This is a genomic window from Sinorhizobium sp. NFACC03 (genome assembly GCF_900103435.1).
Lineage (GTDB): Bacteria > Pseudomonadota > Alphaproteobacteria > Rhizobiales > Rhizobiaceae > Ensifer.
This window is the reverse complement of the sequence record NZ_FMXF01000040.1, coordinates 1-24,608: the sequence shown is the minus strand read 5'-3', so window position 1 is coordinate 24,608 and position 24,608 is coordinate 1. Positions and strand designations below refer to the sequence as shown.

Genomic DNA, 24,608 nt, shown 5'->3' with positions numbered 1-24,608 from the left:
GCTCCGCCAAATTTCAATCAAAAGATGTGCAAAGCTACCGCCCTGCTCTGCGCGTCAAGCTCTCCCTGATCCTCCACTTAGCCTTGACAGAGCAAAGCAAATGTCCGGCCCGCACACACCGACAACCTACGAGCGTCCGGCATGCCCAGCCTCTTTCCCTCCACAGCAGTATCTTCAAACCGCATCCGATGGTTGCGCGCGAGCCCACGTCAATGGACTGGGCAAGCCCGTGCCCGCGTTAACGATCAGCCAATCGCCGTTGCTGGCACGCTGACCATTTGCGCGGCTTTCGTCTTTATGGCCCTTCCCGGTATCGATCTCGTCGTTTCGCGCTGGGCGGCGTCCGCGGCAGGTGATTTCCCGCTTTCCCGAGAGCCCGCGCTCAGGGCACTTCGCGACTTCAATCGCGTCCTGCCCTTTTTCATTCTGCCCTGCGTCCTGGCGCTGTTGATGATGCAGGCGATTGCACTGGGCCGCCGATTGCTGCGGCCGCACAAGGCACTGTTCTTTCTCACCTTCTATGCCATTGGCCCCGGGCTGCTCATCCAGGCCCTGAAGCGGCTGATCGGCCGCGCCCGCCCCTACGACATCACGGACTTCGGTGGCACCCTGCCGTTCACGCCCGCCTGGCAAGTCTCCAGCGCCTGTTCGCGCAGCTGCTCCTTCGCATCCGGCGAATCCGCAACGGCGATTGCCCTCATAGCGCTCGCGCTGCTTCTTCCCCTTCAGTGGCGACGCCTGGCGATCATCGCGCTCATCCCGCTGATCCTCGCCTTCTCGCTCAACCGGATCGTGTTTGGTGCTCACTTCCTCTCCGACGTCGTGCTCGCCTGGCTGTTGATGCTGTGGCTGATGACGTGGCTCTGGGCGGTCTTCGCCGACAATGGCGAGCGCATCGATGCCGCCGTCGAACGGCTCGGGCGGCGGCGAAATCCGTAGACCCCCTGCCTGCGTTTAACATCCATTTCAGCTCGGAAAGACCAGCTCGACGGTCGTTCCCCTCCCAGGCTGGGACAGGATACGGGCGTCGCCCCCGCTTTGCCGGACGAAGCCATAAACGACGGCGAGCCCGAGACCGGCACCGCCCTCCTCATCACGCGTGGTGAAATAGGGCTCGAACGCCTTGTCCACGGCCTCCGGAGACATCCCGATCCCATCGTCGGTTACCGACACAACGACATCGGTCTCCACTCCCGCAGCACGGATCAGGATCGTCCCGCCCTGAGGCATCGCGGCAGCGGCATTGAGGCAGAGATTGAGGATCGACTGCTCGAAGAGGGCGGCATCGAGATGCACGTTGGGCAGGCCTTCGGCAATTTCGAAGGCGAGACGGCATCTTTCCCCGACGGCGATTTCCAGCACGTCCGCCATCCCACGCAACACAGCGCCGACCTCCAGTGCGCCCGGCTGGATCGGGTGCTGGCTGCCAATGGACAACATGCTGCTGGCAAGCGAACGCCCGCGATCGGCCGCCTTGCGAATGCGGGCGATGTGACGCTTCTGCCGATCGTTGAAACCGGTATCCCGTTCCAGCAACCCCAAGCTGCCGGTGATGATGCCGATCATGTTGCCGACTTCGTGGCTCACCTGATGCGTCATGCGCATGATTCCGTCCAGCCGCTGCGCCTTTGCCGCTTCGGCCTCCTGCCGGTCCATGTCGGTCACGTCCCGGGCCAAGAGCACGATGCCGCGATCCGGCTGCCGCGACAGCGAGACCTCTGTCACGCGGCCCGCGTCGGAGCGATGCCGCAGCACAAGTCGGTCGCCGAGCGTGCCCGCGTCGCGATCGGCGGGCAGCAGAGCCGGGTCGATCTCGGGCATCGGGGTCACGAAGTTGCGCAGCGGCAGCTTCCTTGCCGAGCCCGGCCAGCCGACGAGCTCCATGACGCGGCGGTTCATCGTGATCGGTTTGCCGCTGGGATCGAAGAGCGCGATGCCTTCGTTCATGTTGCGAAAGGTTGAGCGGATGGTGCGTGCGGCGGCCTCGGCCGTACGTCGGAGCCGCGAGACACGCTCGACGCTTTCGCGAAAGGCACTGAAGGCTTCGAGCAGCCGGACGAGCTCCGTTTCCGTCCCCTTGTATGTCGGCGCGTCGACGTCCCGGCGCCCCTCCGCAAGTGCGTTCATCCCGTTGGATAGCGAAACGATGCCTCGCGACACGCGCATGACCGAGCGAATGGAGAAGATCGCCATGGCAAGCACGAGCAGCGCAGCGACGGCGACGATGACGAGCAGGCGGCTCAGAGCGTTGGAGGTCGAAACGAGATCATCATTAAGGCCGCGGGCGACGGCTTCGCTCTGCGTTTCCGTCGCATGCGAGAGGTCGCGCGACACGGTGTGCAATCGCGCGACGGCCGCGCGAATGGCGAACATCTCCAGGAGATACTGGGTCTGCGCTTCGAAGACCCGTTCATAAGGCGCGAGTTCGGTAGCGGAAACCCGGATATCGGGTGCCGCATGCTCAAGGCGCGGCACCGTTTCGGCAATGTAGCGGCGGCGCAATTCGCCGAGCTGGAACAGGCTGTCGGAGTTGGATGCCGATTGCACGATCCCATTGAGGCGGCGGCGGAAATCGGCATCGACCATGCCGCTGCCGGTCGCGATCTCGCCAAGTGCGGCTGCCGCTTCGGCCTTATGCTGCTGCGCCGATTCCGCGTCGCCGGCAAGCGTCATCGTCTGCGTGCGGATGGTTTCCAGAAGCTCGACGATATGCCCGCTGGCAAAACCTTTGACGGCCGCATCGCCGTTCTGCGGCGCCATGGCGCGCAACAGCGCATCGACCTGCGCGACCACCGAGCGGCTTTCGCTCGAAACCCGGTAGGGCGAAGTGGCGTTCATCAGAAACGGCGCGCTCGACACAAGATCGGAAACCTGGCGCGACACGAGCGAGGCCTTGGCAAGGCTGGTGAACGCCTGCAGCCCGTAGGCCGCCATCTCGTCGCGCGCCCGTTGCAGACCAAAAACTGCGACCGTCGCAAGGCCGAAGACGAGCACGCAGATGAAGGCGATAGCGAACGGGAGCCGGAAGGCAATCGACGAGAGAAAAGGGCGAACGATCACGACTTCGGCTCGCCGTCGTCGGTATCGAGCACGTAGCCCTTGCCGCGTCTCGTCTTGATATGGCGCGGCAGGTCGGGATTGCGCTCGATCTTGCGCCGGAGCCGGAGCACGAGCACATCGACGTTGCGGTCAATGTAGCGGTCGCTTTCGGCGCCGAGGCGGTCGAGGATCTGCGCGCGGCCGACGGGCGTGTTCGGCGTTTCCGCGAGGATTTCGAGAAGCGCGAACTCGGCACTCGTCAGCGACCTCGACGGATCGGTCAGGCAAATCGCCCGGCGGCTCCTGAGATCGATCGACCAGTCGCCGAGCTTCATCGATGCCGGCTCGGCCTCGCGTTCGCTTTCCCGCTCCGGCTTGAGCGAGGGATTAGTGCGACGAAGAACGGCCTTGATGCGCGCCGTCAACTCGATCGGCTCGAACGGCTTGACGACGTAGTCATCCGCCGCCGTCTCCAAACCCAGCACCCGGTCCGCAGCACTGCCTGCCGCCGTCACCATGACGATGCCGATATTGGTGCGGGCCCGCAGCCTTTGCGCAAAGGTGCGGCCCGAAGTGCCCGGCAAATTGTGGTCGACAAGCACGAGATGCACCGCCTCGCGCGCCAGGACATTGGCTGCTGCTTCCGCCGACGGCGCGGTCAGGGGCAGCCAACCTTCTGCCTCCACCAGATCGGAAATAAGCTCCGCCATGTCCGGATCGTCCTCAACGATCAGAATCCGTATCCTCTCACTCAGCATGCACGTCCTCCCGCCCCCATCATAGGCGGGGCCGTCCCAATGTTCAAAGCAGCTCGCATTATGTGATTTGTCATATTTGTAATCTTTGTAACTTTGAAACGGCGGAGAGCGCCCAAGGCTGTAAGAACGGTAACCATTCTCCGATTGCGGCAGGCGGGGAATACCGACATCCTGACTGCGGAGATAGGGACGGCAGCGTTCCAAATGGGAGGACATCGTGAGAGGCATCACCGCTATCGGCGGGTGCGTGGCCCTGTGGCTGTGCACCGCCACAACAGGCATGACGGCGCCGGCGCTCACCGTGCTGTGCGGTGTCGACGAAGCGTGGTGTGCGACGATGAAGACGGCGTTCGAGACGAAGTCCGGCCTCGAAATCTCGATGACCCGCAAGAGCACCGGCGACATCCTTAACCAGCTGCGGGCCGAGAAAGACCCGCCGACCGTCGATGTCTGGTGGGGCGGCACAGGCGACACCCATCTGCAGGCTGGATCCGAAAACCTGCTCGAACCCTACAAGCCGGCGCACGAACGCGACATGCTGCCGTGGGCTCAGAACTTCTTCGCCATTTCCGGCGGCCGATCGGCGGGCATCTATGCCGGGGCGCTTGGTTTTGCCTACAATGCCGATCTGCTGCATGCGCTGAAGCTGCCGGCACCGACCTGCTGGAAGGATCTTGCGGACAACGCCTATCGCGGCCGCATCCGCAGCGGCAACCCGAATTCCTCCGGCACCGCCTTCACCACGCTCGCAACCCTGGTGCAGCTTTTCGGCGAAGACGAAGCCTTCCGTTTCCTGACAGCGCTCAATCGCAACATCGACCAATACACGACCGCCGGCTCCGCCCCCGTCAAAGCGGCCGCCCGCGGGGAAACGCTGATCGGCATTTCCTTCATGCATGACGCGGTCACGCAGAAGCAGGCTGGCTCGCCGCTCGTCATCGTCGCGCCCTGCGAGGGCACCGGCTACGAAATCGGCGCCGTCAGCATCGTCAAGGGTGCTCGTCATCTGGAGGCGGCGAAAAGCTTCGTTGATTTCGCGCTGAGCCCGGAGGGTCAGGGCACGGGGGCTGCCTCCGGACAGAACCAGGTGCCGTCCAATGCGCGCTCGAACCTGCCGCTCGCCGCACCCGATATCTCGATGATCAAAATGGTGGACTACGACTTCGCCACCTTCGGCTCGCCGGAAGAACGAAGTCGCTTGCTCAAAAGGTTCGACGCGGAGATCACAGCGACGAACTGACCGGGCCGAATAAACTTGAGCGAGGTGCGAGCGGAAAACCGCACAGACTTATCCTCATCTCGCTCCAGCAAACCACAAATCCGAAACCGTGAACGTGCTGCCCGGCGGGCAGGCCGATGGCCACGCCGCGTCGCGTTCGCGCCCACATAAACCAAGGCAACAGGAGGATGCCCCAATGAAAACAACGACCCTTTCCCTCATGCTCTTTACCGGCACGGCGCTCGCCGCGCTACCGGCTCAGGCTGCCGGCAGCCTCAACCTCATCTGCTCAGCAGACGTGGTGATCTGCGAGCAGATGACCGGCGACTTCCAGAAGGAGACCGGCATCAAGGTCAACATGGTTCGCCTGTCCTCGGGCGAGACCTATGCCAAGATCCGCGCGGAAGCCCGAAACCCGAAGACCGACATCTGGTGGGCCGGCACCGGCGACCCGCATCTGCAGGCCGCCTCCGACGGCCTAACACTCGAATACAAATCACCGATGCTCGATCAGCTTCAGGATTGGGCAAAAAAGCAGGCCGAAGGCTCGGGCTATCGCACGGTCGGCGTCTATGCCGGTGCGCTCGGCTGGGGCTACAATACCGAGATCTTCTCGAAGAAGGGGCTGAAGGAACCCAAGTGCTGGGCCGACCTGCTCGACGCATCGTTGAAGGGCGAGATCCAGATGGCGAACCCGAACTCGTCCGGCACCGCCTATACTGCGCTTGCCTCGCTGGTGCAGATCATGGGCGAAGACCAGGCCTTCGACTATCTGAAGAAGCTCAACGGCAATATCGCGCAATACACCAAGTCGGGTTCCGCACCGGTGAAGGCGGCGGCGCGTGGCGAAGCCGGCCTCGGCATCGTCTTCATGCACGACGCGGTGGCCCAGACCGCCGAAGGCTTCCCGGTCAAGTCGGTCGCGCCCTGCGAAGGCACCGGCTACGAGATCGGCTCCATGTCGATCATCCGCGGCGCCAAGAACCTGGAGAGCGCCAAGGCCTGGTACGACTGGGCGCTGAAGCCCGAAGTGCAGTCGCGCATGAAGGACGCCAAGTCCTTCCAGTTGCCGTCCAACAAGTCGGCCGAAGTGCCGAAGGAAGCGCCGAAGTTCGAGGACATCAAGTTGATCGACTACGACTTCGCCACCTTCGGCGACGCCGAGAAGCGCAAGGCGCTGCTCGAGCGCTGGGATCGCGAAGTGGGCACCAGCGCCAACTGATCGCAGGATCGGCCGGCCGGAAAAGCGATCCGGCCGGCACCGCCTGGCATCGACGCCCGTTTGCCGGCTCCGGCCTTTGATCGGGACGGCCCAACGGCACACCATTTTCATCTCAAATCACGCGAGGACCGTCATGGAACATCGCAACCGCAGGCTCGACCTGACACTCGGGCTCGGACTGGCCGCTTTCCTGCTGGTCCCCTGGTATCGCATCGAAGGTGGCTTCTTCGGCCTTGGCTGGCTCGCCACCTTCCCATTCGACCCGGCCGTCGCCCCCGGCCTGGCACAGATCTTCGCCCATGGCCGCTCCTGGCTTGGCGTGACACTGGTGCTGCTCGGCATCTGCGCGGCAGCGCGTTTTGTCAGCGATCCCGCGCGCCGCGGGCTTCTGCTTGCTGTCGCCGGCGCAACGGGTGTCCTCTATCTCGCGCTTCAAGGACTGGCGATCGGCTTCACCGGCTGGACCTGGACGATCTCCGAGGCCCTGTTCGGCCCTCTCTCCGACGGTCAACCCTCGATGGGCGCCGGCGCCGTGATCGCGGCACTCACCTTCGTGTTGCTCTTCGCCTTCGGGCTTGCGGAGCGTGGCGTGCTCAAGGGCGACGCCTTCATCGTCGCGGCGATTTCGCTGCTCGTCTGCCTCGTCATCGTCTTCGTCTTCTATCCGGTCGGCAGCATGTTCGCAGCTTCCGTCCAGGATTTCGACGGCTCGTTCAAGCCTGACGGTTTCATTCGCAACATCCAGGACGGCTCGATCTGGAGCTTGAGCTGCGTCATCGGCGAAGGCCGCTGCGGCGTCGCCTGGCGCACCCTGTGGCTGGCGCTGATGACGGCATCCGGCTCGACGCTCCTTGGCCTTGCCTTCGCGCTGGTCGCCACCCGCACACGTTTCCCCTTCAAGAAGGGCATGCGGCTCCTGACGGTGCTGCCGATCATTACCCCGCCCTTCGTCATCGGCCTGGCGCTGACGCTGCTCTTCGGCCGCGCCGGCGTCGTCACCGAGTTTCTGTCCGATGCCTTCGGCATCGAGCCCGGCCGCTGGCTCTACGGCCTTACCGGCATCTGGATCGCCCAGGTTCTCTCCTTCACGCCGATCTCCTTCCTCGTGCTGATCGGCGTCGTCGAGGGCGTCAGCCCGTCGATGGAAGAGGCGTCGCAGACGCTCCGCGCCGATCGCTGGCGCACCTTCTGGAACGTCTCCCTGCCGCTGATGAAGCCCGGCCTTGCCAACGCCTTTCTCATCGGCTTCATCGAAAGCATGGCCGATTTCGGCAACCCGCTGGTGCTCGGCGGCAGCCACGGCGTGCTCTCCACCGAGATCTTCTTCGCCGTCGTCGGCGCCCAGAACGATCCGTCCCGCGCAGCGGTACTGGCGATCATCCTGCTCTGCTTCACGCTCTCAGCCTTCCTTGCCCAGCGTTACTGGCTTGCGGGCAAGAACTATTCGACCGTTACCGGCAAGGGCGACTCCGGCGCCCACAGCGCGCTTCCACGCTCGCTGTCGATCGGCGTCCACGCCGTCGTCATCCCGTGGATGATCTTCACAGTCGTCGTCTACGGCATGATCCTCTTCGGCGGTTTCGTGAAGACCTGGGGCCTCGACAACTCGCTGACCCTCGATCACTACGCCAAGGCCTTCTCGATCTCGGTTGCCGACGGCGCGATCGCCTGGACAGGCGTTGCCTGGAATTCCTTCTGGACGACCATGGAAATCTCGCTGATTGCAGCACCCCTGACAGCACTCGTGGGCCTGCTGACCGCCTACCTCATCGTGCGCCAGCGCTTTGCCGGCCGTGATGTCTTCGAGTTCGCGCTGATGCTGAGCTTTGCCATTCCCGGCACCGTCATCGGTATCAGCTACATCATCGCCTTCAATCTGCCGCCGCTCGAAATGACCGGCACGGCGTTGATCCTCGTCGCCTGCTTCGTCTTCCGCAACATGCCGGTCGGCGTGCGCGGCGGGATCGCGGCGATGAGCCAGCTCGACAAGAGCCTCGACGAGGCGTCGCTGACGCTTCGGGCAACGAGCTTCCGGACGCTGCGAAAGGTCATCCTGCCGCTCTTGCGGCCGGCGATCGTCGCAGCGCTCGTCTATTCCTTCGTCCGGGCGATCACCTCGATCAGCGCCGTCGTCTTCCTCGTCAGCGCCGAATACAACATGGCCACCGCCTATATCGTCGGCCTTGTCGAAAACGGCGAGTTCGGTGTTGCGATCGCCTATTCCTCGGCCCTCATCCTGGTGATGATCACCGTCATCACCGGCCTGCAACTGCTTGTCGGAGAACGCAAGCTGAGGCGCGAAAACCGCGTCCTCAGTGCCGCTCCGGCTCGTTCGTCCGTCACCACCATCTCCCAGGAGAAACCCGCATGAGCACCCACATGAGCACCCCGCGCACCGGCTCGGTCGTCTTTCAAAAAGTGCGCAAGCAGTTCGGCAGCTTCACCGCCATTCACGACCTATCGCTCACCATCGAACCCGGTACGCTCGTGACCCTGCTTGGACCCTCCGGCTGCGGCAAGACGACAACGCTGCGCATGCTTGCCGGCCTCGAACACCCGTCCGCCGGCAAGATCCTGATCGGCGGCAAGGACGTGACCATGCTGCCGGCCAATGAGCGCGACGTCTCGATGGTGTTCCAGTCCTATGCGCTCTTCCCGCACATGTCGGCGCTCGACAATGTCGCCTATGGCCTCGAATCCTCCGGCATCAAGAAGAAGGAGGCGCGCGAGCGCGCTGAGGAAGGCCTGCAACTCGTCGGCCTTGGCGGCCTCGGCCAGCGGCTTCCCGCCGAGCTATCCGGCGGACAGCAACAGCGCGTTGCCGTCGCCCGCGCCCTCGTGCTCGAACCGCAAGTGCTGCTGCTGGATGAGCCGCTGTCGAACCTCGATGCGCGCCTGCGCCGCAAGGTGCGCACGGAAATCCGCGAGTTGCAGCAGCGGCTTGGCTTCACCGCGGTCTACGTCACCCACGACCAGGACGAGGCGCTTGCCGTTTCCGACCGCATCATCGTCATGAAGGATGGTGCGATCGCGCAGGAAGGAGCACCGCGCGATCTCTACGAGACGCCCGCCTCGACCTTCATCGCCGACTTCATGGGCGAGGCCAATGTGCTTCCTTGCGAGGTGACGGCAGCCGAAGCCGGTCAGGCGACGATCCGCGTCGGCGGTCTCGAACATCGCCTGCCGTCGAGGAACACGCGGCCCGGCCCGGCCAAGCTGGCGGTGCGTCCCAATGCGGTGACCCTGACGCCGGCCAAGGGGGCAGCCCTTTCCGGCACGATCAGCAGCGCCGCCTATCTCGGCGGCCATGTCGAATACGAGGTCGAAACGGCAACCGGTCTCCTGTTTGTTGTCGATCAGGCGGTCGAGGACATGTTATCTCCGGCAACGGAGGTCGCGATCGGTTTCCGCAACCGGGGCCTCGCTTTGATTGACGCATGATTTTTTACAACTGGATACGAGAAGGACACTTGCATGACTGCTGAAATTGCCGGCCTCGACGCCCGGTTCGCGCTTGCCAAATCCATGGCCGAGGAGGCCGGTCGGCTCGCCTACGATTATTTCCTGAAGCGGGAAACGCTCGTCATCGAAACGAAGCGCGACGCGCACGACGTCGTCTCGATCGCCGATCGCAACGTCGAGACCCTGATCCGCGACAAGATCGCCGCCGCGTTTCCCGATGATGGCGTGCTTGGCGAGGAGCATGGTCTTCTCGACGGCACTTCCGGCTTCACCTGGGTGCTCGATCCGATCGACGGTACCACGCCCTTCGTCAACGGCATGCCGAACTGGTGCGTCTCGATCGCCGTCGTGCATGCGGAGAAGCCTGTCATCGGCGTGATCCACGCGCCCTGCCATCAGGAAGTCTATGCGGCGGCAACGGGCCGGGGCGCGACGCTGAACGGCAAGCCGCTTCGCCTCGACGGCACGCGCACGATCCGCAACGCCGTCACCGGGCTTGGCGCCAACGATCAGGTGAAACCCGGCGAGATGGGTTCCATCGTCGAGCGCCTGCTTTCGAACGGCGGCAACTTCATGCGCAACGGCTCCGGTGCGCTGATGATCGCCTATGTCGCCGCCGGTCGCCTCGTTGGCTACTACGAGCCCTACATGCATGCCTGGGATTGCCTCGGTGGCTACTGCCTGGTGAACGAAGCCGGCGGCTGGACATTGCCTTTCCCGACCCGCGGCGAGGCTTTGACGCATTGGTCTCCGGTCTTGGCGGCTGCGCCCGGCGCAGTCGACGACCTCATGAAGGTCGCCAATCTTGAAACGGCGGCGGCCTGAGCGCCTTCGCGGCGCTCACGTTTGACCGGGCGGCTTGTCGGCCTTTAGCCCGAACAGGCGGCCGAGCTCCATGGGGAACGGGAAGATGACAGTCGAATTCTTCTCGCCCGCAAGGACGTTGAGCGTGCTCAGATAGCGCAGCTGCATCGCCTGAGGCTGCTTGGACAAGATCTCGGCAGCCTCGAGCAGCTTGGCGGCAGCCTGCTGCTCGCCCTCGGCATTGATCACCTTGGCGCGCCGTTCGCGCTCGGCCTCGGCCTGGCGGGCGATCGCGCGGATCATGCTCTCGTTGATGTCGACATGTTTGATTTCCACGGTCGCCACCTTGATGCCCCAGGCATCCGTCTGGCTGTCGAGGATCTTCTGGATGTCCTCATTCAGCCGGTCGCGCTCGGCCAACATCTCGTCGAGATCGTGTTTGCCGAGCACCGACCGCAAGGTCGTCTGCGCCAGCTGGCTGGTCGCCATCATGAAGTCTTCGACCTGGATCGTCGATTTTTCCGCATCGATGACCCGGAAATAGATCACGGCGCTGACGCGGACCGAAACGTTGTCATGGGAAATCACGTCCTGGCTCGGCACGTCCAGCACCCGGGTCCTGAGATCAACCCGCACCATCTGCTGCACATAGGGTACCAGCAGGATCAAGCCTGGCCCCTTGACGCCGGTGAACCGGCCGAGCGTGAAGATCACCCCGCGCTCGTATTCGCGCAGGATCCGGATCGAATAGGCGATAACGAGAATGATGAGCACCAACAACGCGGCAAAAGGAGCGAGGCTCCCAAACATGTCCATGACCATTCCTCCATTCCGGACGCTTTCGCCCGCGCCCACAGGACCCGCGGCGCGCTATGCCCTTTGACCTTCGCGAACCACTTCGAGCGTCAGTCCGTTACGCCCGACAACCTTCACATCTTCACCCCTCGACAGTGTTTCCGTACTGACAGCCCGCCAGCGCTCGCCATGGGCGATGACGTAGCCGGCAGCGCCTGTCCAGCTATCGACCTTGCCCGCAATGCCGATCATCTGTTCGCCCCCGGTCACCACCGCGTGGCGGCGTGAGCTGAAGGCCAGCCGGGCGACCAGCAGGCTGAAGCCGAAGCTTGCGACGGCAAGCGCCGCCAGCACGGACCAGGAGACCTGCAGGCCCGGCGTATCCGTGTCGAAGAGGATTGCCGCACCCAGAACCAGTGAAACGCTGCCACCGGCGCCGAGCACGCCGAAAGATGGCGAATGCGCCTCGGCAACCATCAGCCCGATGCCAAGCAGGATCAGTCCGATGCCGGCGTAGCTGACGGGTAGCACCGAAAGCGCATAGAGCCCGAGCAACAGGCTGATGCCGCCGATGGTGCCCGGCGCCACCGACCCCGGAGACAGGAACTCGAAGATCAAACCGTAAATGCCGATCATCATCAGGATGACCGCGATATTGGGATCGGTAACGACCGAAAGCAGCCTTGTCCGCCAGTCGGGCACGAAGTCCTCGACGGCAAGCCCCGCCGTATCGAGCACGATCTCCTGCTGCCCCGCGTGCACCGTCCGCCCATTTGCCTGCTTCAAGAGATCGGCGACGGTGGTGGCGGTGAAATCGACGACCTTCTCCCTGACGGCCGCCTCGGCCGAAAGGCTTGCAGCCTCGCGAACCGCCTTCTCGGCCCAGTCGGCATTGCGCCCGCGCAGTTCGGCCAGTCCTCGGATATAGGCCACGGCGTCATTGACGAGCTTCGCCTCGGCAGCGTTCTGAACCGCCGGCTGTTTGCCGCCCTCCTTGCCAGTATCGCCATCCTTCTCCTGACCGAACATGTCACCGCCGATCGCAATCGGCGTCGCCGCCCCGAGGTTCGTTCCCGGCGCCATGGCCGCGATGTGGCTGGCATAGAGGATATAGGTGCCGGCGCTCGCCGCGCGCGCACCGCTCGGCGCGACGTAGCTCGCAACCGGCACGGGGGAAGCGAGGATCGCGCGGATGATCTCGCGCATCGACGTGTCGAGACCTCCGGGCGTATCCATCTGCAAGACCACCAGCGGAAGGCGGCGCTGTTCCGCCTTCGTCAAGCCGCGCCTGACATATTCGGCCGTGGCCGGGCCGATGGCGCCGTTGACATGCAGCACCAAGGCAACACGATCGTTTTCGGCCTGCGGCGAAGCTGGAAACGCGAATGACGAGATCAAAACAAACAACAGCGTGAGGATTCGCAACATCCGTCGTCAAAACCTCGCATGCCCGACGCCTCCGAAGAGGAGTCCATTCGAAAATAATAGCACAACACAAGGTTAGGACGAAGCGAGGTTGCTACTGCATCGGCAGGATCCTCGGAGCAACGAGGTCAGCCCGCCTTGCTGCTGCGACGTGATGACAAGTCCGGCGATCGGGGTTATCTGCTAGTCTCCTTTCGCAATGATGCGTCACTGCTTGAGCCTCCCCGATTTCGACCAGAACAGGATCCCCGGGTTTGGAGACGACCCTCTATCAGCCGATCAAGAGCTTTCTCGAAACCCGTGGCTACAGCGTCAAGGGCGAGATCGGCGGCTGCGACATGGTGGCGCTCAGCGATGACGAGCCGCCGCTTGTCGTCATCTGTGAGCTCAAGCTGAGCTTCAATCTCGAGCTGATCCTTCAGGCCGTCGACCGCGCTACCGCCGGCGACGAGGTGTGGATTGCTGCCCGTGTCTCGGCCAAAGGCAAGGGGCGGGAGAGCGATCGCCGGTTCCGCGATCTCTGCCGCAGGCTTGGCTTCGGCATGCTGGCGGTCGCCGACAACGGCATGGTCGACGTCATTCTCGCGGCCTCCGCGGTGATGCCTCGCAAGAACAACAGGAAGCGGTCGCGCCTGATCAGCGAGCACCGCCGCCGCAAGGGAGACCCGACCGCCGGCGGTGCCACACGATCGCCGATCATGACCGCCTATCGGCAGCAGGCGCTTGCCTGTGCGGCCGCCCTGCAGAGCGGCCAGCAGCGCCCGCGTGACCTTCGCGCAGTCGCACCGGATGCCGCCAAGATCCTGCTCAGCAACGTCTATGGCTGGTTCGAGCGGATCGACCGCGGCATCTATGCCCTGACGGAGCTGGGGGCCGAGGCGCTTCGCCGCTGGCCGCCGAGCGAAACGGCCACGACGCCGATCGTCGAGACATCCGAAGCATGACGCTCACCGGAGCCATCGCATGAATCCCGCCCTTCGCATCCTCTGTCTTTGCCTTGCATGGCTGATGGTCGGGCTGGGTGTCATCGGCGCCTTCCTCCCCGTCCTGCCGACGACCCCGTTTCTGCTTCTGGCGGCGGGTCTCTTCGCCCGCGCTTCGCCGCGATTGGAGCAATGGCTGCTCAATCACCGCGTCTTCGGGGCCTCGCTGCGGCTATGGCGTGAAAAGGGCGTCATCTCCAAGCGCGCCAAAACCGGTGCGGTCTGCCTGATGGCCGCTAGCTTTGGACTCTTCGTTTTCTTCGGCAATCCGAGCCTGACGCTGGCCGCGATCGTCGCGGCGGCGATGGCGCTTCCGGCGCTGTTCATCCTGACGCGTCCGGCGGAATAGCCACAAAGGCAGCACGACAAGAAGCTGCGCGCCGCCCACGCAGAAAAACAATACTTTTCTTCTCAGGAAATACTTGGTCGCGTTCGAAAATGGCGAGCGCTTCTTAAGCATGCACTTCATGAGAGTACGAATATTCATACTTAGTGTTTTTGTAAATCAAGATATATTTCGAACAACCCAAGAACAAAGTTGTACAAACGTGCAATTTCCAGAGCGACGCGCTTTACTCGGCCCTTTTGGCCACCCTTTTCCCGGCACCGCTACCGCACCCATGCACCCCGAGGCCGGCCGGGATAAGCGGCCCTAGGCTGCACCGCTGGAACGTTTCATCGGTCGATGTCTGCTCGCGCGAAAAGAGGATAGCACCCCGAATCTGACGATTGGCGATTGACAAGCCGGTCAGGTTGGCTCCATCTATTGCATTACAAAGGCAGTAATTCCTTAATAAAGGAATACGTGGAGGGGCACATGCCTGACATGCTGGTGAGCTTGTATTCGCCGATCCTCGGCGAACTCAAGCGAAGAACCGAAACCGACAAGGTGGCGATCCGTCCCGCCTTGCCGCCGGAAATGCGCCTGGTCATCGATTGGGTGCGGGAGAATTTCAGCGAGAACTGGGCAAGCGAGGTGACCGTCGCCTTTGCTCGCCGGCCTATCGCCTGCCTGATTGCCGTCGACGACGGCAAACTCGTCGGCTTCGCCTGCTATGATACGACCGCCCCGGGGTTCTTCGGGCCAACTGGCGTCGATCCGGCAGCCCGCGGCAAGGGTATCGGCGTGGCGCTGCTTTCCGGCTGCCTCGATACCATGAAGACGCTTGGCCACGCCTATGCCTTCATCGGCGATGCAGGCCCCATCGATTTCTATGCAAAGACCGTCGGCGCCGTGCCGATCCCCGCCCCCGACAAGGGGATCTACCAGGGCATGCTGCGCCGCCCTTCCAAGTAATTCCAAATATCGGAGCCTCCCAATGTCCTCGACACCGCTTGCCCTCTTTGTCGGCATACCCAATCCCACGCTCTCGGATGACGAGTTCGCGCTCTTCCGCGAGACCAATCCGCTCGGGCTCTTCGTCGGCCGCCGCAACCAGCGCGAACCCGGGCAGACAAGGGCGCTGATCGAGCGCTTTCGCGAAGCGGTTGGCCGTGAAGATGCCCCCGTCTTCACCGACCAGGAGGGCGGCCGCGTCCAGCATCTCGACGCCGGCCCCTGGCCGCTGTTTCGCTCCTTCGGCGAGTTCGCCGAGCTCGCCCGCCGCGATTTCGCCCTCGGCAAGAAGGCGCTTCGCCTTTCGAGCCAGGCCATGGGCACGATGATGAGCGAACTTGGTCTCACGAGCGGCTGCTCGCCGGTGCTCGACCTCGTTTTTGCAACCACCAGCTCGGTGATCGGCGCCCGCTCCTTCGGCGCCGATCCGGACTTCATCGCAGCGCTCGGCCGTGAGGTAGTCGATGGCCTGCTTGAGACCGGCAACATGCCGGTCATGAAGCACATCCCGGGCCACGGCCGGGCGACGCTCGATTCGCACAAGGAGCGGCCCATCGTCGACGCTTCGCGCGAGACGCTGACCGCTACCGACTTCAAGCCCTTCGTCGCGCTGCGCGACACGCCCTGGGCCATGGTCGCCCATGTCGTCTATTCCGCTTTCGACAAGGAGCTGCCGGCATCCATCTCGCCGGTCATGCACGACGTCATCCGCAACAACATGGGCTACGACGGCGTTCTCGTTTCCGATTGCATCTTCATGGAATCGCTTCGCGGTACGCTGCCAGAGCGTGTCCGCCAGGTGCTCGACGCCGGTTTCGACATTGCGCTCCACAGCCACGGCACGCTCGCTGAAAGCGAAGCGGCAGCCAAGGCGGCAAGTCCGCTGACCGCCGCCGCCCAGAAGCGGATCGACGCCGGCAAGGCCCGTCTCGGGACGCTGAAGGTCGACGTGCGCGCGGCCCATGCGGAAGTCGGGGACATGTTCAACAGCGCCTTCGTCGCCTGACCAATCCGAAAATCAAAAGGGGAACTACCGTGAAAAAATCGCTTCTCGGCGCGGCCACCGCGCTTGCCCTCCTCGCCGGCCCGGCCGCGGCACAAACCGTGCTCACCGCCAACATCGAACCGGCGACCACCTGGGTGCGCAACTTCAACCCGTTCAACCAGACCTCGGCGCGCCAGAGCACCCTCGACTTCATCTACGAGCCGCTCGTCGTCTTCAACCGCTTCGACGGCAACAAGCCGGTCTTTCGCCTGGCTGAAAGCTTCAAGCTTGCCGACGACCTGAAGTCGATCGAGTTCAAGCTTCGGTCGAACCTGAAGTGGTCGGACGGCAAGCCGCTGACGGCGACCGACGTCAAGTTCACCTACGACTATCTGAAGAAGTTCCCGGCGCTTGATTTCGTCAGCATCTGGACCTTCATCACCGGCGTCGAGGCCGTGGATGCTGAGACCGTGCGCTTCACGCTCGCCAATCCGAGCTCGCTCGCCGCCGAGCAGTTGGCGCAGCTGCCGATCGTTCCGGAGCATGTCTGGAAGGATATCGCCGAGCCGGTGACCTTCGCCAATGAGACGCCCGTCGGCAGCGGCCCGCTGACCGAAATCCCGCGCTTTACCGGCCAGACCTACGACCAGTGCCGCAACCCGCATTATTGGGATGCCGCGACGCTGAAGATCGACTGCGTGCGCTTCCCGCAGCTCGCCGACAACAACCAGATCCTGACGGCGACGGCCTCCGGCACGCTCGACTGGGGCGTTTCCTTCATCCCGGATATCGAGAACGTCTATGTCGCCAAGGACCCGGAGCACTATCACTTCTGGTACTCGCCAAGCAGCATGGTCGCCTTCCTGTTCAACCAGGAAACCACGAACGAGAACAATCGTAAGGCCTTCAACGACGTGAAGTTCCGCCGCGCCGCCTCGATGGCGCTCGACCGTGGCACCATGGTTGATGTCGCCGGCTACGGCTACCCGACGCTCAACGAAGACCCGGCCGGCATGGGCGAGCTCTACAAGAGCTGGGCCGATCCGTCGGTTGCCGCCGACTTCGGCAAGTACGGCAAGTACGATGCCGATGCCGCCAAGGCGCTGCTCGACGAAGCCGGCTATGCCGACAAGGACGGCGACGGCTTCCGTGACAATCCGGACGGCAGCAAGATCGCCTTTTCGATCATCGTGCCGAGTTCCTGGACCGACTGGATCGACACGGTGACGATCGCCGTCGAAGGCCTGCAGGCCGTCGGCCTCGACGCCAAGATCGAAACGCCGGAGGAAGCCGTCTGGACCGGCAACCTCATCAACGGCACTTTCGACGCGGCGATCAACAGCCTGCCGGCATCGGCCTCGCCGTATTACCCCTACAAGCGCGCCTTCAGCTCGAGCGACAAGGGCAAGACCCGCTTCACCTCACAGCGCTGGTTCAATCCGGACGTCGAGGCTCTGCTGACGGAGTTCACCCAGACCGCTGACCCGATCAAGCAGAAGGAAGCGATGAACAAGGCACAACGCATCGTCGCCGAGAACATGCCCATGATGCCGGTATTCAACAACCCGAACTGGTACCAGTACAACACCAAGCGCTTCAAGGGCTGGGCGACGGCGGAAAACCCCTTCGTCAACCCGTCGATCACCCGCAACAACCCGGCGCGTCTCCTGCACCTGCTGGCGCTTGAACCGGTGAAGTAACCCGATCGCAGGCGCGGCGCTCTCACGGACGATGCTCCGGGAGGGCGCCTTGTCTTGATCCGGAAACAGCGGCGGACGCCCTTCGTCCGCCACGCGACCGTCCTGGCTTTTGCTCGTTCGGACGGTCCGACAAGAAGACAGCCCTGCCGCCTGACGCCCACATGCGGCGGCCGCAGTCGATGGAGTTCCCGATGGCCTTTCTGCTACGCCGCCTGTGCTTCTACCTGGCGGCCTTCGTCGCCGCGGCGACGATCAACTTCTTCCTGCCGCGGCTGATGCCCGGCGATCCGGTGCAGATCATGTTTTCGAGCGCCGGCGCCGAGTTGCCGCCCGAAAGCCTGCAGGCCCTGAAACTGACCTTCGGCTTCGTCGACGGCCCGCTCTGGCAGCAGTACCTCACCTATCTCGGCAGCATCTTCAGCGGCGATCTCGGTCCCTCGATCAAGTATTTCCCGCTGCCGGTGACGACGGTTCTCGGCAATGCGCTCGTCTGGACCGTGGGGCTGATGGGCACGGCGACACTCGTAAGCTTCGCGCTCGGCACCTTCCTCGGCATTCTTGCCGCCTGGCGGCGCGGCAGCCTGTTCGACGTCATCGTTTCCGTCGGCGCGATCTTCGCGACCTCGGTGCCGGCCGTCGTCACCTCGCTGATCGTCGTCTTCACCTTCGGCTTCACGCTCGGCTGGTTTCCGACCGGCTATGCCGCCGACCCGGCGCTCGATCCGGCCTTCACGCTCGAATATATCGGCAGCCTGCTCTATCACGGCATCCTGCCGATGCTGACGCTCTGCGCCGTGCTCACCGGTGGCTTCGCCGTGACCATGCGCAACAACATGATCAACCTGCTCGGCGAGGACTATATCGTCATGGCCCGCGCCAAGGGACTTTCCGACACCCGCGTGATGCTCTGGTATGCCGCGCGCAACGCGCTGCTGCCGACCGTTTCGAGCCTTGCGATCGCCATCGGCACGGTGCTTGGCGGCTCGCTGGTGACCGAGGTCGTGTTCAACTATCCGGGTCTCGGCAACATTCTCTACCAAGCGATCCTCGCCCGCGATTACCCCGTCATCCAGGGACAGCTTCTGATCATGACCGCCACGATGCTCGTCGCCAACTTCGTCGTCGACATCAGCTATGTGCTGCTCGACCCGCGACTGAAGAGGGCTTGACATGAAGACCTCCTCCTTCCCGCTGATCCACAATCGCAAGGCCATGGTCGGCGCGCTGATCGTCGCCTTCATTCTGCTCGTGGCGATCGCCGCTCCGCTGCTGACCTCCTACGATCCGAGCGCCCGCGTCGGCCGGCCGCACCAGGCGCCGTCGCTGGAACATTGGCTCGGCACCACCCGCATCGGCCAGGACGTCTTTGCCCGCCTGATCTATGGCGCCCGCACCTCGCTTGCCGTCGGCTTCGGCGCCGGCCTCCTGATCACCGCCGTCGGCACCGCGCTTGGCATCATCGCCGGCTACCGCGGCGGCAAGGTCGACGAAGTCATCAGCTTCTTCACCAATATGGTGCTCGTCGTCCCGAACCTGCCGCTGCTGCTCGTGCTCGCCGCCTTTATCGGCCAGGCGAGCCCCTGGGTCATCGCCCTCATCCTCGGCGGCACCTCCTGGGCCTGGGGAGCGCGCGTCACCCGCGCCGAGACGCTCTCGGTCAAGCAGAAGGACTACGTGAAATCTGCCGAGATGATGGGCGAGCCGCGCTGGCGCATCATGACCTTCGAGATCTTCCCCAACCTGATTTCGATCGTCGGCATCAACTTCATCGGCAGCGTGATCTTCGCAATCATCACCCAGGCGACGCTCGAGTTCCTCGGTCTCGGCGACCCCAAGGTCGTTTCCTGGGGCACCATGCTCTATGGCGCGCAGAAGGCCTCTGCCCTTTCGGTCGGCGCCTGGTGGGACATCCTGACGCCCTGCTTCGCGCTCGCCTTCCTCGGCATTGGTCTGTCGCTGCTCAACTTCGCCGTTGACGAGATCGCCAATCCGCGGCTGCGCACCGGCAACCGGCTCGGCCGCTGGTCGGCCCTTATCCGTTCCGGGGAGGGCCGCCTGTGACAGCGCCATTGCTTTCGGTCAAAAACCTGACCATCGACTATATCGGCGAGACCAACGACTTCCGTGCGGTCGACAATGTCAGCTTTGACGTCGCCGCGGGCGAAGTCTTCGGCCTTGCCGGAGAATCCGGCTGCGGCAAGAGCACGATCGCCTTTGCCATCAGCCGGCTGCACAGGCCGCCGGCGCTGATCCGCAAGGAAAGCGCCATCCTGCTCGACGGCCGCAACGTGCTCGATTTCGACCAGAAAGGCCTTGCCGACTTCCGCTGGCGCGAGGTGGCGATGGTGTTCCAGAGCGCGATGAACTCGCTGAACCCGGTGTTGCGCATCGAGCAGCAGTTCTACGACGTCTTGAAGACGCATAAGGGCATAAGCCGGGCCGCTGCGCGTGACCGCACTGCAGAAATGTTGCGGCTCGTCGATATTTCGCCGGACCGGATGCGCGACTATCCGCACCAGTTTTCCGGCGGCATGCGCCAGCGCATCGTGATTGCCATCTGCCTGGCGCTCGACCCGCGCCTCATTGTCATGGACGAGCCGACGACGGCGCTCGACGTCGTGGTCCAGCGCGAAATCCTGCAGCGGATCAACGAACTCCGGCGCAAGCTCGGTTTCGCCGTGCTCTTCATCACTCACGACCTCGGGCTGATGGTGCAGTTCTGCGACCGCATCGGCATCATGCTCGGCGGCAAGCTGGTCGAGCAGGGCACCGCCGACGCCATCTACCGGACACCAGACCACGACTATACGAAGAAGCTCTGGGCCTCCTTTCCCTCGCTGCATGGAGGCGTTCTTCGATGACCGGCACATCCGCACCCATTTTGACCTTGGACAAGGTCAGCAAGACCTTTGGCAACGGACCGGGCGCCGTGCGTGCCGCGCGGTCGATTTCGTTTTCGCTCCATGCCGGACGGGCGCTTGCCGTCGTCGGCGAATCCGGCAGCGGCAAGACCACCTGCGCCCGCATCGCCATGCGCGAATACGAACCGAGCGAAGGGCGGCTGCTCTTCAAGGGCAAGGCCATCGTTTCAGCGGGAAGCAAGGAGATCGCCGACTATCGCCGATCGGTGCAGATGATCTTCCAGGATCCGTTCGCCTCGCTCAACCCGGCCCACACGATCGCCTATCATCTGAAGCGGCCGCTGATGCTGCATCGCCCCGACATCAAGGGCGCCGCAATCGCGGAGGAGATCAAGGCGCTCCTGCGGCAAGTGAAGCTCGATCCCGATATCGTCGCGCCGAAGTACCCGCACGAGCTCTCGGGCGGCCAGCGCCAGCGCGTCAACATCGCCCGCGCACTCGCGGCAAAGCCCGAGGCCATCGTCGCCGACGAGCCGACCTCGATGCTCGACGTTTCCGTGCGCCTCGGCGTGCTCAATCTGCTCAGCGAAATGAAACGCGAGATGAACCTCGGCCTGCTCTACATCACCCACGACATCGCGACCGCCCGCTACGTCGCCGAGGATATCGCGGTGATGTATGCCGGCCAGATCGTCGAATGGGGAAATACCGGCAAGGTCATCGACAATCCGGCCCATCCCTATACCAAGCTGTTGCTCTCGGCCGTTCCCGACCCCGACATCCGCTTCGACGATCCGAACGCGCAGGTCAGCGCCTCCGAGGCCGTCGAAACACGCCGCAGATCGGCGGCGAGGCAGGAGACGATCCGCGAGGTGGAGCCCGATCATTTCGTGCGCGCGGCCTAAAGCTCAGAGCCACACACGTATCACTCCAAAACAAAAACGCCCCGCAATCCGCAGGGCGTTTTTGTTTGTCGTCGCGAGAGACACGACATAGTCGAGTTTGCCCGGCGCCCTCGTATGCGCCGGGCAAGGGAAAATCAGGCGGCTTCGCGCTTTGCGACGTCGGTCGGCACCGTCGAGATCGTCTTCAGGATCTGCGAAGCGATCTGGTAGGGGTCGCCCTTGGAGTTCGGGCGGCGATCTTCGAGGTAACCGCGGTAGCCATTGTTGACGAAGCTGTGCGGAACGCGGATCGAGGCACCCCGGTCAGCAACGCCGTAGCTGAACTGGTGGATCGAAGCGGTCTCGTGCTTGCCGGTCAGGCGCATGTGGTTGTCCGGGCCGTAGACGGCAATGTGGTCGGCGCGGGCTTCGGCAAAGGCGGCCATCAGGTTTTCGAAATAGTCCTTGCCGCCGACTGTGCGCATGTATTCGGTCGAGAAGTTGGCGTGCATGCCCGAGCCGTTCCAGTCGGTGTCGCCGAGCGGCTTGCAGTGGTATTCGACGTCGATGCCGTATTTTTCGGTCAGGCGCTGCAGCAGGTAGCGGGCGAGCCAGATTTCGTCGGCGGCCTTGCGCGAGCCCTTGCCGAACACCTGGAATTCCCACTGACCCTTGGCGACTTCGGCGTTGATGCCTTCATGATTGATGCCGGCAGCCAGGCAGATGTCGAGGTGCTCTTCGACGACCTTGCGGGCAACATCGCCGACATTGCTGAAGCCGACGCCGCAGTAATAGGGGCCTTGCGGCGCGGGGAAGCCGGCTTCCGGGAAACCGAGCGGGCGTCCGTTCTGATAGAAGAAATACTCCTGCTCGAAGCCGAACCAGGCGCCTTCGTCATCGAGGATCGGGGCGCGGGTGTTGGACGGATGCGGCGTCGTGCCATCGGGCATCATGACTTCGCAGAGGACCAGAACGCCGTTCTTGCGCTCCGGATCAGGATAAACGGCAACCGGCTTCAGAACGCAGTCGGAGCTGCTGCCTTCGGCCTGCATCGTCGAGGAACCGTCGAAGCCCCAGAACGGCAGTTGCTCAAGCGTCGGAAAAGCATCGAATTCCTTGATCAAGGTCTTGCCGCGCAGGTTCGGGGTGGGCTTGTAACCGTCGAGCCAGATGTATTCGAGCTTAAACTTTGTCATTTCGTTCTCTCACATGACGCCAGGAATGGCTGGGTTCCGAAGCGGCTGGGCAATCCAGATCGGCTGCCCGACGACCGATGCCCGTTAAGAAGCATTAATCGTGCCAACTCGAATTCAGCGCCGAGAATCCTGAGAAATTTGCGTTTGGCGGCAGGCAGTAGCCCCGGCGAGCAGACGCTACAGCGCAAGGAAGAAGCTCATTGCGCAAAAAATAGGCAAAACCTGCCCAACTCCGCGGCAAAGCAATGTGGCAAGACTGAGATCAACGGCCCTTCCCCAGCAATCGCCGGCGATTGCCTCTAAAACGAGCAATCGCCTTCAGCACGCCGGTCTGCTCAGCCTGCGCGCACGACACCGCATTGGCGCATGATCAGGGGCAGAATTTTGAAAAGCCGCTCATCCTCGCATTGGGAGACGTTGAAGCGCATGAAGCCGTTGGCCGTGCCGGCATGGGAAAAGACGTTGCCGGGCGCCAGAACGATCTCCTGCTGCAGCGCCTTCTGTGCCACGTCGGCCGCATCGACACCATCGGGCAAGCAGCACCAGAGGAACATCCCGGCCTGCGGCTCGATCCATGGCTTGATGCCGATGACACCGAGCCGCGCCGCTGTCTCGCTCATGACGCGGGCCAGACGCTGGCGCAGCGCCTCCATGTGCTTGCGATAGCTGCCATCCTTGAGCATCGAAAAAACCAGCTCCGCCGCAAGGCTCGGCCCACCAAAGGTCGTTGCGATCTTCAGGTCGAGGAGCCCTTCAATCCAGTCGCGCGGCGCGGCAATAAAGCCGCAGCGCATCGAGGCGGAGAGGGTCTTGGAAAAGCTGCCGATCTGTACGACACGATCGAGCCCGTCGAAGGCGGCGAGCCGTGGCGCTGGCGTATGCTCGAAATCCGCGAAGATATCATCCTCGATGATCGTCAGCCCCGCCTGCTCGGCAAGCTTGAGCAGCCGATGGGCGACGACAGGAGATAGTGTGGCGCCTGTCGGGTTATGGAGAGCGGAATTGGTGATGTAGAGCCGCGGCCGATGCGCCGTCAGCACCTCGGCGAATTTTTCGAGATCGGGCCCCGAGGGTGTATAGGGCACGCTCACCACCTCTGCCCGGTGGGCGCGCAGCAAGGCATGGAAATTGAAATAGCAGGGATCGTCGACCACGACCGTATCGCCGGGTTCGAGCAGGAAGCGACAGAGAAGGTCGATCGCCTGCGTTCCCGATTCCGTCAAGATGATCTGATCGGGTGACGCCTCGACCCCATGTTCGCCGAGACGTCGCGCCAGAAGCTGGCGCAGCGGCCGATGGCCAAGCGGCGTTCCGTAGTCCGTCAGCCCGCTCACCTCCAGCCTGGCTGCGGACTTGAGCGCGCGGCGAATTGCCGTCTCCGGCATCCAGGTCGGCGGCAACCAGCCACAGCCCGGTTTCAGCACGTTGTCGCCCGTTTCCAGCGCCTGGCGCGACACCCAGAGCGGATCGACGGCCCGGTCGAGCCGCGGCCCAATCTCGGCCAGCGACAAGGGCGCCAGCGGCGCCGAGACAAAGAAACCCGCGCCCGGTTTCGAGCGAATGACGCCTTCCGCCACCAGCCGCTCATAGGCCTCGACGACGGTCGATTTGGAAACGCGCATGGTCTTGGCGAAGGCGCGGATGGACGGAAGCTTCGCGCCGGGTGTGAGAACGCGCCCCGAGATCCGCTGCCGGATCGTCGCCATAACGCCTTCAAGCAGTGTTTCGCTGCCAATCCCAAGCTCCTGCATCGTCATCCGTACTGCCCAAACATCCGTTACAGTTTGGCGAAACTGTACCGCATTGTCTCTGGCAAGACCACCCTCTGCGGCCGATACAGACGAAAAAGGAGGTGGCATGAAAGAGCGCCCGCCCACTGAGAGAACGGATCACTGAGATGCAGGTGATGATCGAGGGACAGTCACGCTTCCAGCCTGTC

The 24,608-nt window shown here is 63.4% G+C and carries 21 protein-coding genes; 15 read left to right on the top strand and 6 right to left on the bottom strand.

The annotated features are described in order from the left end of the window. Positions 1 to 297: 297 nt before the first annotated feature. Positions 298 to 939 carry a phosphatase PAP2 family protein gene (locus tag BLU35_RS30755; RefSeq protein WP_162765181.1) on the top strand — a complete coding sequence of 214 codons (642 nt, stop codon included), beginning with the start codon at positions 298 to 300 and terminating at the stop codon, positions 937 to 939. Between the two features lie 27 nt (positions 940 to 966). On the opposite strand, the gene BLU35_RS30750 is transcribed toward BLU35_RS30755, so the two are convergent. Then, positions 967 to 3,060: a two-component system sensor histidine kinase NtrB gene (locus BLU35_RS30750; protein ID WP_093235936.1), complete on the bottom strand. Its 2,094-nt coding sequence runs from the start codon at positions 3,058 to 3,060 to the stop codon at positions 967 to 969. Continuing rightward, entirely contained in the window at positions 3,057 to 3,797 is a 741-nt protein-coding gene (locus BLU35_RS30745; RefSeq protein WP_093235935.1) for a response regulator, read from the bottom strand. The genes BLU35_RS30750 and BLU35_RS30745 overlap by 4 nt, the downstream gene beginning before the upstream one ends. Before the next feature lie 217 nt (positions 3,798 to 4,014). On the opposite strand from BLU35_RS30745, the gene BLU35_RS30740 reads away from it, so the two are divergent. From BLU35_RS30740 to BLU35_RS30720, 5 genes are all read left to right on the top strand, one after another. After that, entirely contained in the window at positions 4,015 to 5,037 is a 1,023-nt protein-coding gene (locus BLU35_RS30740; protein WP_286161677.1) for an ABC transporter substrate-binding protein, read from the top strand. A gap of 175 nt (positions 5,038 to 5,212) precedes the next feature. Then, entirely contained in the window at positions 5,213 to 6,238 is a 1,026-nt protein-coding gene (locus BLU35_RS30735) for an ABC transporter substrate-binding protein (protein WP_093235933.1), read from the top strand. 133 nt (positions 6,239 to 6,371) lie between these two features. Further along, a complete protein-coding gene (locus tag BLU35_RS30730; protein WP_093235932.1) occupies positions 6,372 to 8,609 on the top strand; it encodes an ABC transporter permease in 2,238 nt (745 codons plus the stop codon). An 8-nt stretch (positions 8,610 to 8,617) separates the two neighbouring features. After that, the gene (locus BLU35_RS30725; protein WP_093235960.1) at positions 8,618 to 9,679 is read left to right on the top strand and encodes an ABC transporter ATP-binding protein; all 1,062 of its coding nucleotides are present in this window, start codon (positions 8,618 to 8,620) and stop codon (positions 9,677 to 9,679) included. Between the two features lie 33 nt (positions 9,680 to 9,712). Next, the gene (locus BLU35_RS30720; RefSeq protein WP_093235931.1) at positions 9,713 to 10,525 is read left to right on the top strand and encodes an inositol monophosphatase family protein; all 813 of its coding nucleotides are present in this window, start codon (positions 9,713 to 9,715) and stop codon (positions 10,523 to 10,525) included. A 15-nt stretch (positions 10,526 to 10,540) separates the two neighbouring features. Here BLU35_RS30720 and BLU35_RS30715 read toward each other — a convergent pair whose 3' ends face one another. Both BLU35_RS30715 and BLU35_RS30710 read right to left on the bottom strand, forming a co-directional pair. After that, entirely contained in the window at positions 10,541 to 11,320 is a 780-nt protein-coding gene (locus tag BLU35_RS30715) for a slipin family protein (RefSeq protein WP_093235929.1), read from the bottom strand. A 54-nt stretch (positions 11,321 to 11,374) separates the two neighbouring features. Next, positions 11,375 to 12,727, bottom strand: coding sequence for an NfeD family protein (locus tag BLU35_RS30710; RefSeq protein ID WP_093235928.1), 1,353 nt, complete (start codon positions 12,725 to 12,727; stop codon positions 11,375 to 11,377). A 251-nt stretch (positions 12,728 to 12,978) separates the two neighbouring features. Between BLU35_RS30710 and BLU35_RS30705 the strand changes: the two genes are divergently transcribed. The 9 genes from BLU35_RS30705 (at position 12,979) to BLU35_RS30665 (ending at position 21,494) form a co-directional block, all read left to right on the top strand. After that, entirely contained in the window at positions 12,979 to 13,668 is a 690-nt protein-coding gene (locus BLU35_RS30705; RefSeq protein ID WP_093235926.1) for a DUF2161 domain-containing phosphodiesterase, read from the top strand. A 19-nt stretch (positions 13,669 to 13,687) separates the two neighbouring features. Beyond that, on the top strand, positions 13,688 to 14,056 hold the full coding sequence (locus BLU35_RS30700; RefSeq protein WP_093235925.1) for a YbaN family protein: 369 nt from the start codon (positions 13,688 to 13,690) through the stop codon (positions 14,054 to 14,056). 468 nt (positions 14,057 to 14,524) lie between these two features. Further along, a complete protein-coding gene (locus tag BLU35_RS30695) occupies positions 14,525 to 15,004 on the top strand; it encodes a GNAT family N-acetyltransferase (RefSeq protein WP_093235923.1) in 480 nt (159 codons plus the stop codon). A gap of 22 nt (positions 15,005 to 15,026) precedes the next feature. Next, positions 15,027 to 16,049: a glycoside hydrolase family 3 N-terminal domain-containing protein gene (locus tag BLU35_RS30690; protein WP_093235922.1), complete on the top strand. Its 1,023-nt coding sequence runs from the start codon at positions 15,027 to 15,029 to the stop codon at positions 16,047 to 16,049. Between the two features lie 29 nt (positions 16,050 to 16,078). Then, a complete protein-coding gene (locus tag BLU35_RS30685) occupies positions 16,079 to 17,728 on the top strand; it encodes an ABC transporter substrate-binding protein (protein ID WP_093235920.1) in 1,650 nt (549 codons plus the stop codon). Between the two features lie 191 nt (positions 17,729 to 17,919). Next, positions 17,920 to 18,897, top strand: coding sequence for an ABC transporter permease (locus BLU35_RS30680; RefSeq protein ID WP_093235959.1), 978 nt, complete (start codon positions 17,920 to 17,922; stop codon positions 18,895 to 18,897). Between the two features lies 1 nt (position 18,898). Continuing rightward, positions 18,899 to 19,789 (top strand): ABC transporter permease, encoded by an 891-nt coding sequence (locus BLU35_RS30675; RefSeq protein ID WP_093235919.1) that lies wholly within the window; start codon positions 18,899 to 18,901, stop codon positions 19,787 to 19,789. Beyond that, on the top strand, positions 19,786 to 20,589 hold the full coding sequence (locus BLU35_RS30670; RefSeq protein ID WP_093235917.1) for an ABC transporter ATP-binding protein: 804 nt from the start codon (positions 19,786 to 19,788) through the stop codon (positions 20,587 to 20,589). Before BLU35_RS30675 ends, BLU35_RS30670 begins: the two co-directional genes overlap by 4 nt. Next, on the top strand, positions 20,586 to 21,494 hold the full coding sequence (locus BLU35_RS30665) for an ABC transporter ATP-binding protein (RefSeq protein WP_093235916.1): 909 nt from the start codon (positions 20,586 to 20,588) through the stop codon (positions 21,492 to 21,494). The genes BLU35_RS30670 and BLU35_RS30665 overlap by 4 nt, the downstream gene beginning before the upstream one ends. Before the next feature lie 134 nt (positions 21,495 to 21,628). On the opposite strand, the gene BLU35_RS30660 is transcribed toward BLU35_RS30665, so the two are convergent. Beyond that, the gene (locus tag BLU35_RS30660; protein ID WP_057255488.1) at positions 21,629 to 22,669 is read right to left on the bottom strand and encodes a glutamine synthetase beta-grasp domain-containing protein; all 1,041 of its coding nucleotides are present in this window, start codon (positions 22,667 to 22,669) and stop codon (positions 21,629 to 21,631) included. 335 nt (positions 22,670 to 23,004) lie between these two features. Next, positions 23,005 to 24,426, bottom strand: coding sequence for an aminotransferase-like domain-containing protein (locus tag BLU35_RS30655; RefSeq protein WP_176907502.1), 1,422 nt, complete (start codon positions 24,424 to 24,426; stop codon positions 23,005 to 23,007). Positions 24,427 to 24,608: the final 182 nt, after the last annotated feature.

What these genes read in the sequence shown, in the direction of transcription:
- BLU35_RS30755 (WP_162765181.1), top strand. Translation starts at nt 298, where the DNA reads ATGGCCCTTCCCGGTATCGATCTCGTCGTTTCGCGCTGGGCGGCGTCC.
- BLU35_RS30745 (WP_093235935.1), bottom strand. Translation starts at nt 3,797, where the DNA reads ATGCTGAGTGAGAGGATACGGATTCTGATCGTTGAGGACGATCCGGAC.
- BLU35_RS30735 (WP_093235933.1), top strand. Translation starts at nt 5,213, where the DNA reads ATGAAAACAACGACCCTTTCCCTCATGCTCTTTACCGGCACGGCGCTC.
- BLU35_RS30730 (WP_093235932.1), top strand. Translation starts at nt 6,372, where the DNA reads ATGGAACATCGCAACCGCAGGCTCGACCTGACACTCGGGCTCGGACTG.
- BLU35_RS30725 (WP_093235960.1), top strand. Translation starts at nt 8,618, where the DNA reads ATGAGCACCCCGCGCACCGGCTCGGTCGTCTTTCAAAAAGTGCGCAAG.
- BLU35_RS30720 (WP_093235931.1), top strand. Translation starts at nt 9,713, where the DNA reads ATGACTGCTGAAATTGCCGGCCTCGACGCCCGGTTCGCGCTTGCCAAA.
- BLU35_RS30715 (WP_093235929.1), bottom strand. Translation starts at nt 11,320, where the DNA reads ATGGACATGTTTGGGAGCCTCGCTCCTTTTGCCGCGTTGTTGGTGCTC.
- BLU35_RS30710 (WP_093235928.1), bottom strand. Translation starts at nt 12,727, where the DNA reads ATGTTGCGAATCCTCACGCTGTTGTTTGTTTTGATCTCGTCATTCGCG.
- BLU35_RS30700 (WP_093235925.1), top strand. Translation starts at nt 13,688, where the DNA reads ATGAATCCCGCCCTTCGCATCCTCTGTCTTTGCCTTGCATGGCTGATG.
- BLU35_RS30695 (WP_093235923.1), top strand. Translation starts at nt 14,525, where the DNA reads ATGCCTGACATGCTGGTGAGCTTGTATTCGCCGATCCTCGGCGAACTC.
- BLU35_RS30690 (WP_093235922.1), top strand. Translation starts at nt 15,027, where the DNA reads ATGTCCTCGACACCGCTTGCCCTCTTTGTCGGCATACCCAATCCCACG.
- BLU35_RS30680 (WP_093235959.1), top strand. Translation starts at nt 17,920, where the DNA reads ATGGCCTTTCTGCTACGCCGCCTGTGCTTCTACCTGGCGGCCTTCGTC.
- BLU35_RS30675 (WP_093235919.1), top strand. Translation starts at nt 18,899, where the DNA reads ATGAAGACCTCCTCCTTCCCGCTGATCCACAATCGCAAGGCCATGGTC.
- BLU35_RS30665 (WP_093235916.1), top strand. Translation starts at nt 20,586, where the DNA reads ATGACCGGCACATCCGCACCCATTTTGACCTTGGACAAGGTCAGCAAG.
- BLU35_RS30660 (WP_057255488.1), bottom strand. Translation starts at nt 22,669, where the DNA reads ATGACAAAGTTTAAGCTCGAATACATCTGGCTCGACGGTTACAAGCCC.
- BLU35_RS30655 (WP_176907502.1), bottom strand. Translation starts at nt 24,426, where the DNA reads ATGACGATGCAGGAGCTTGGGATTGGCAGCGAAACACTGCTTGAAGGC.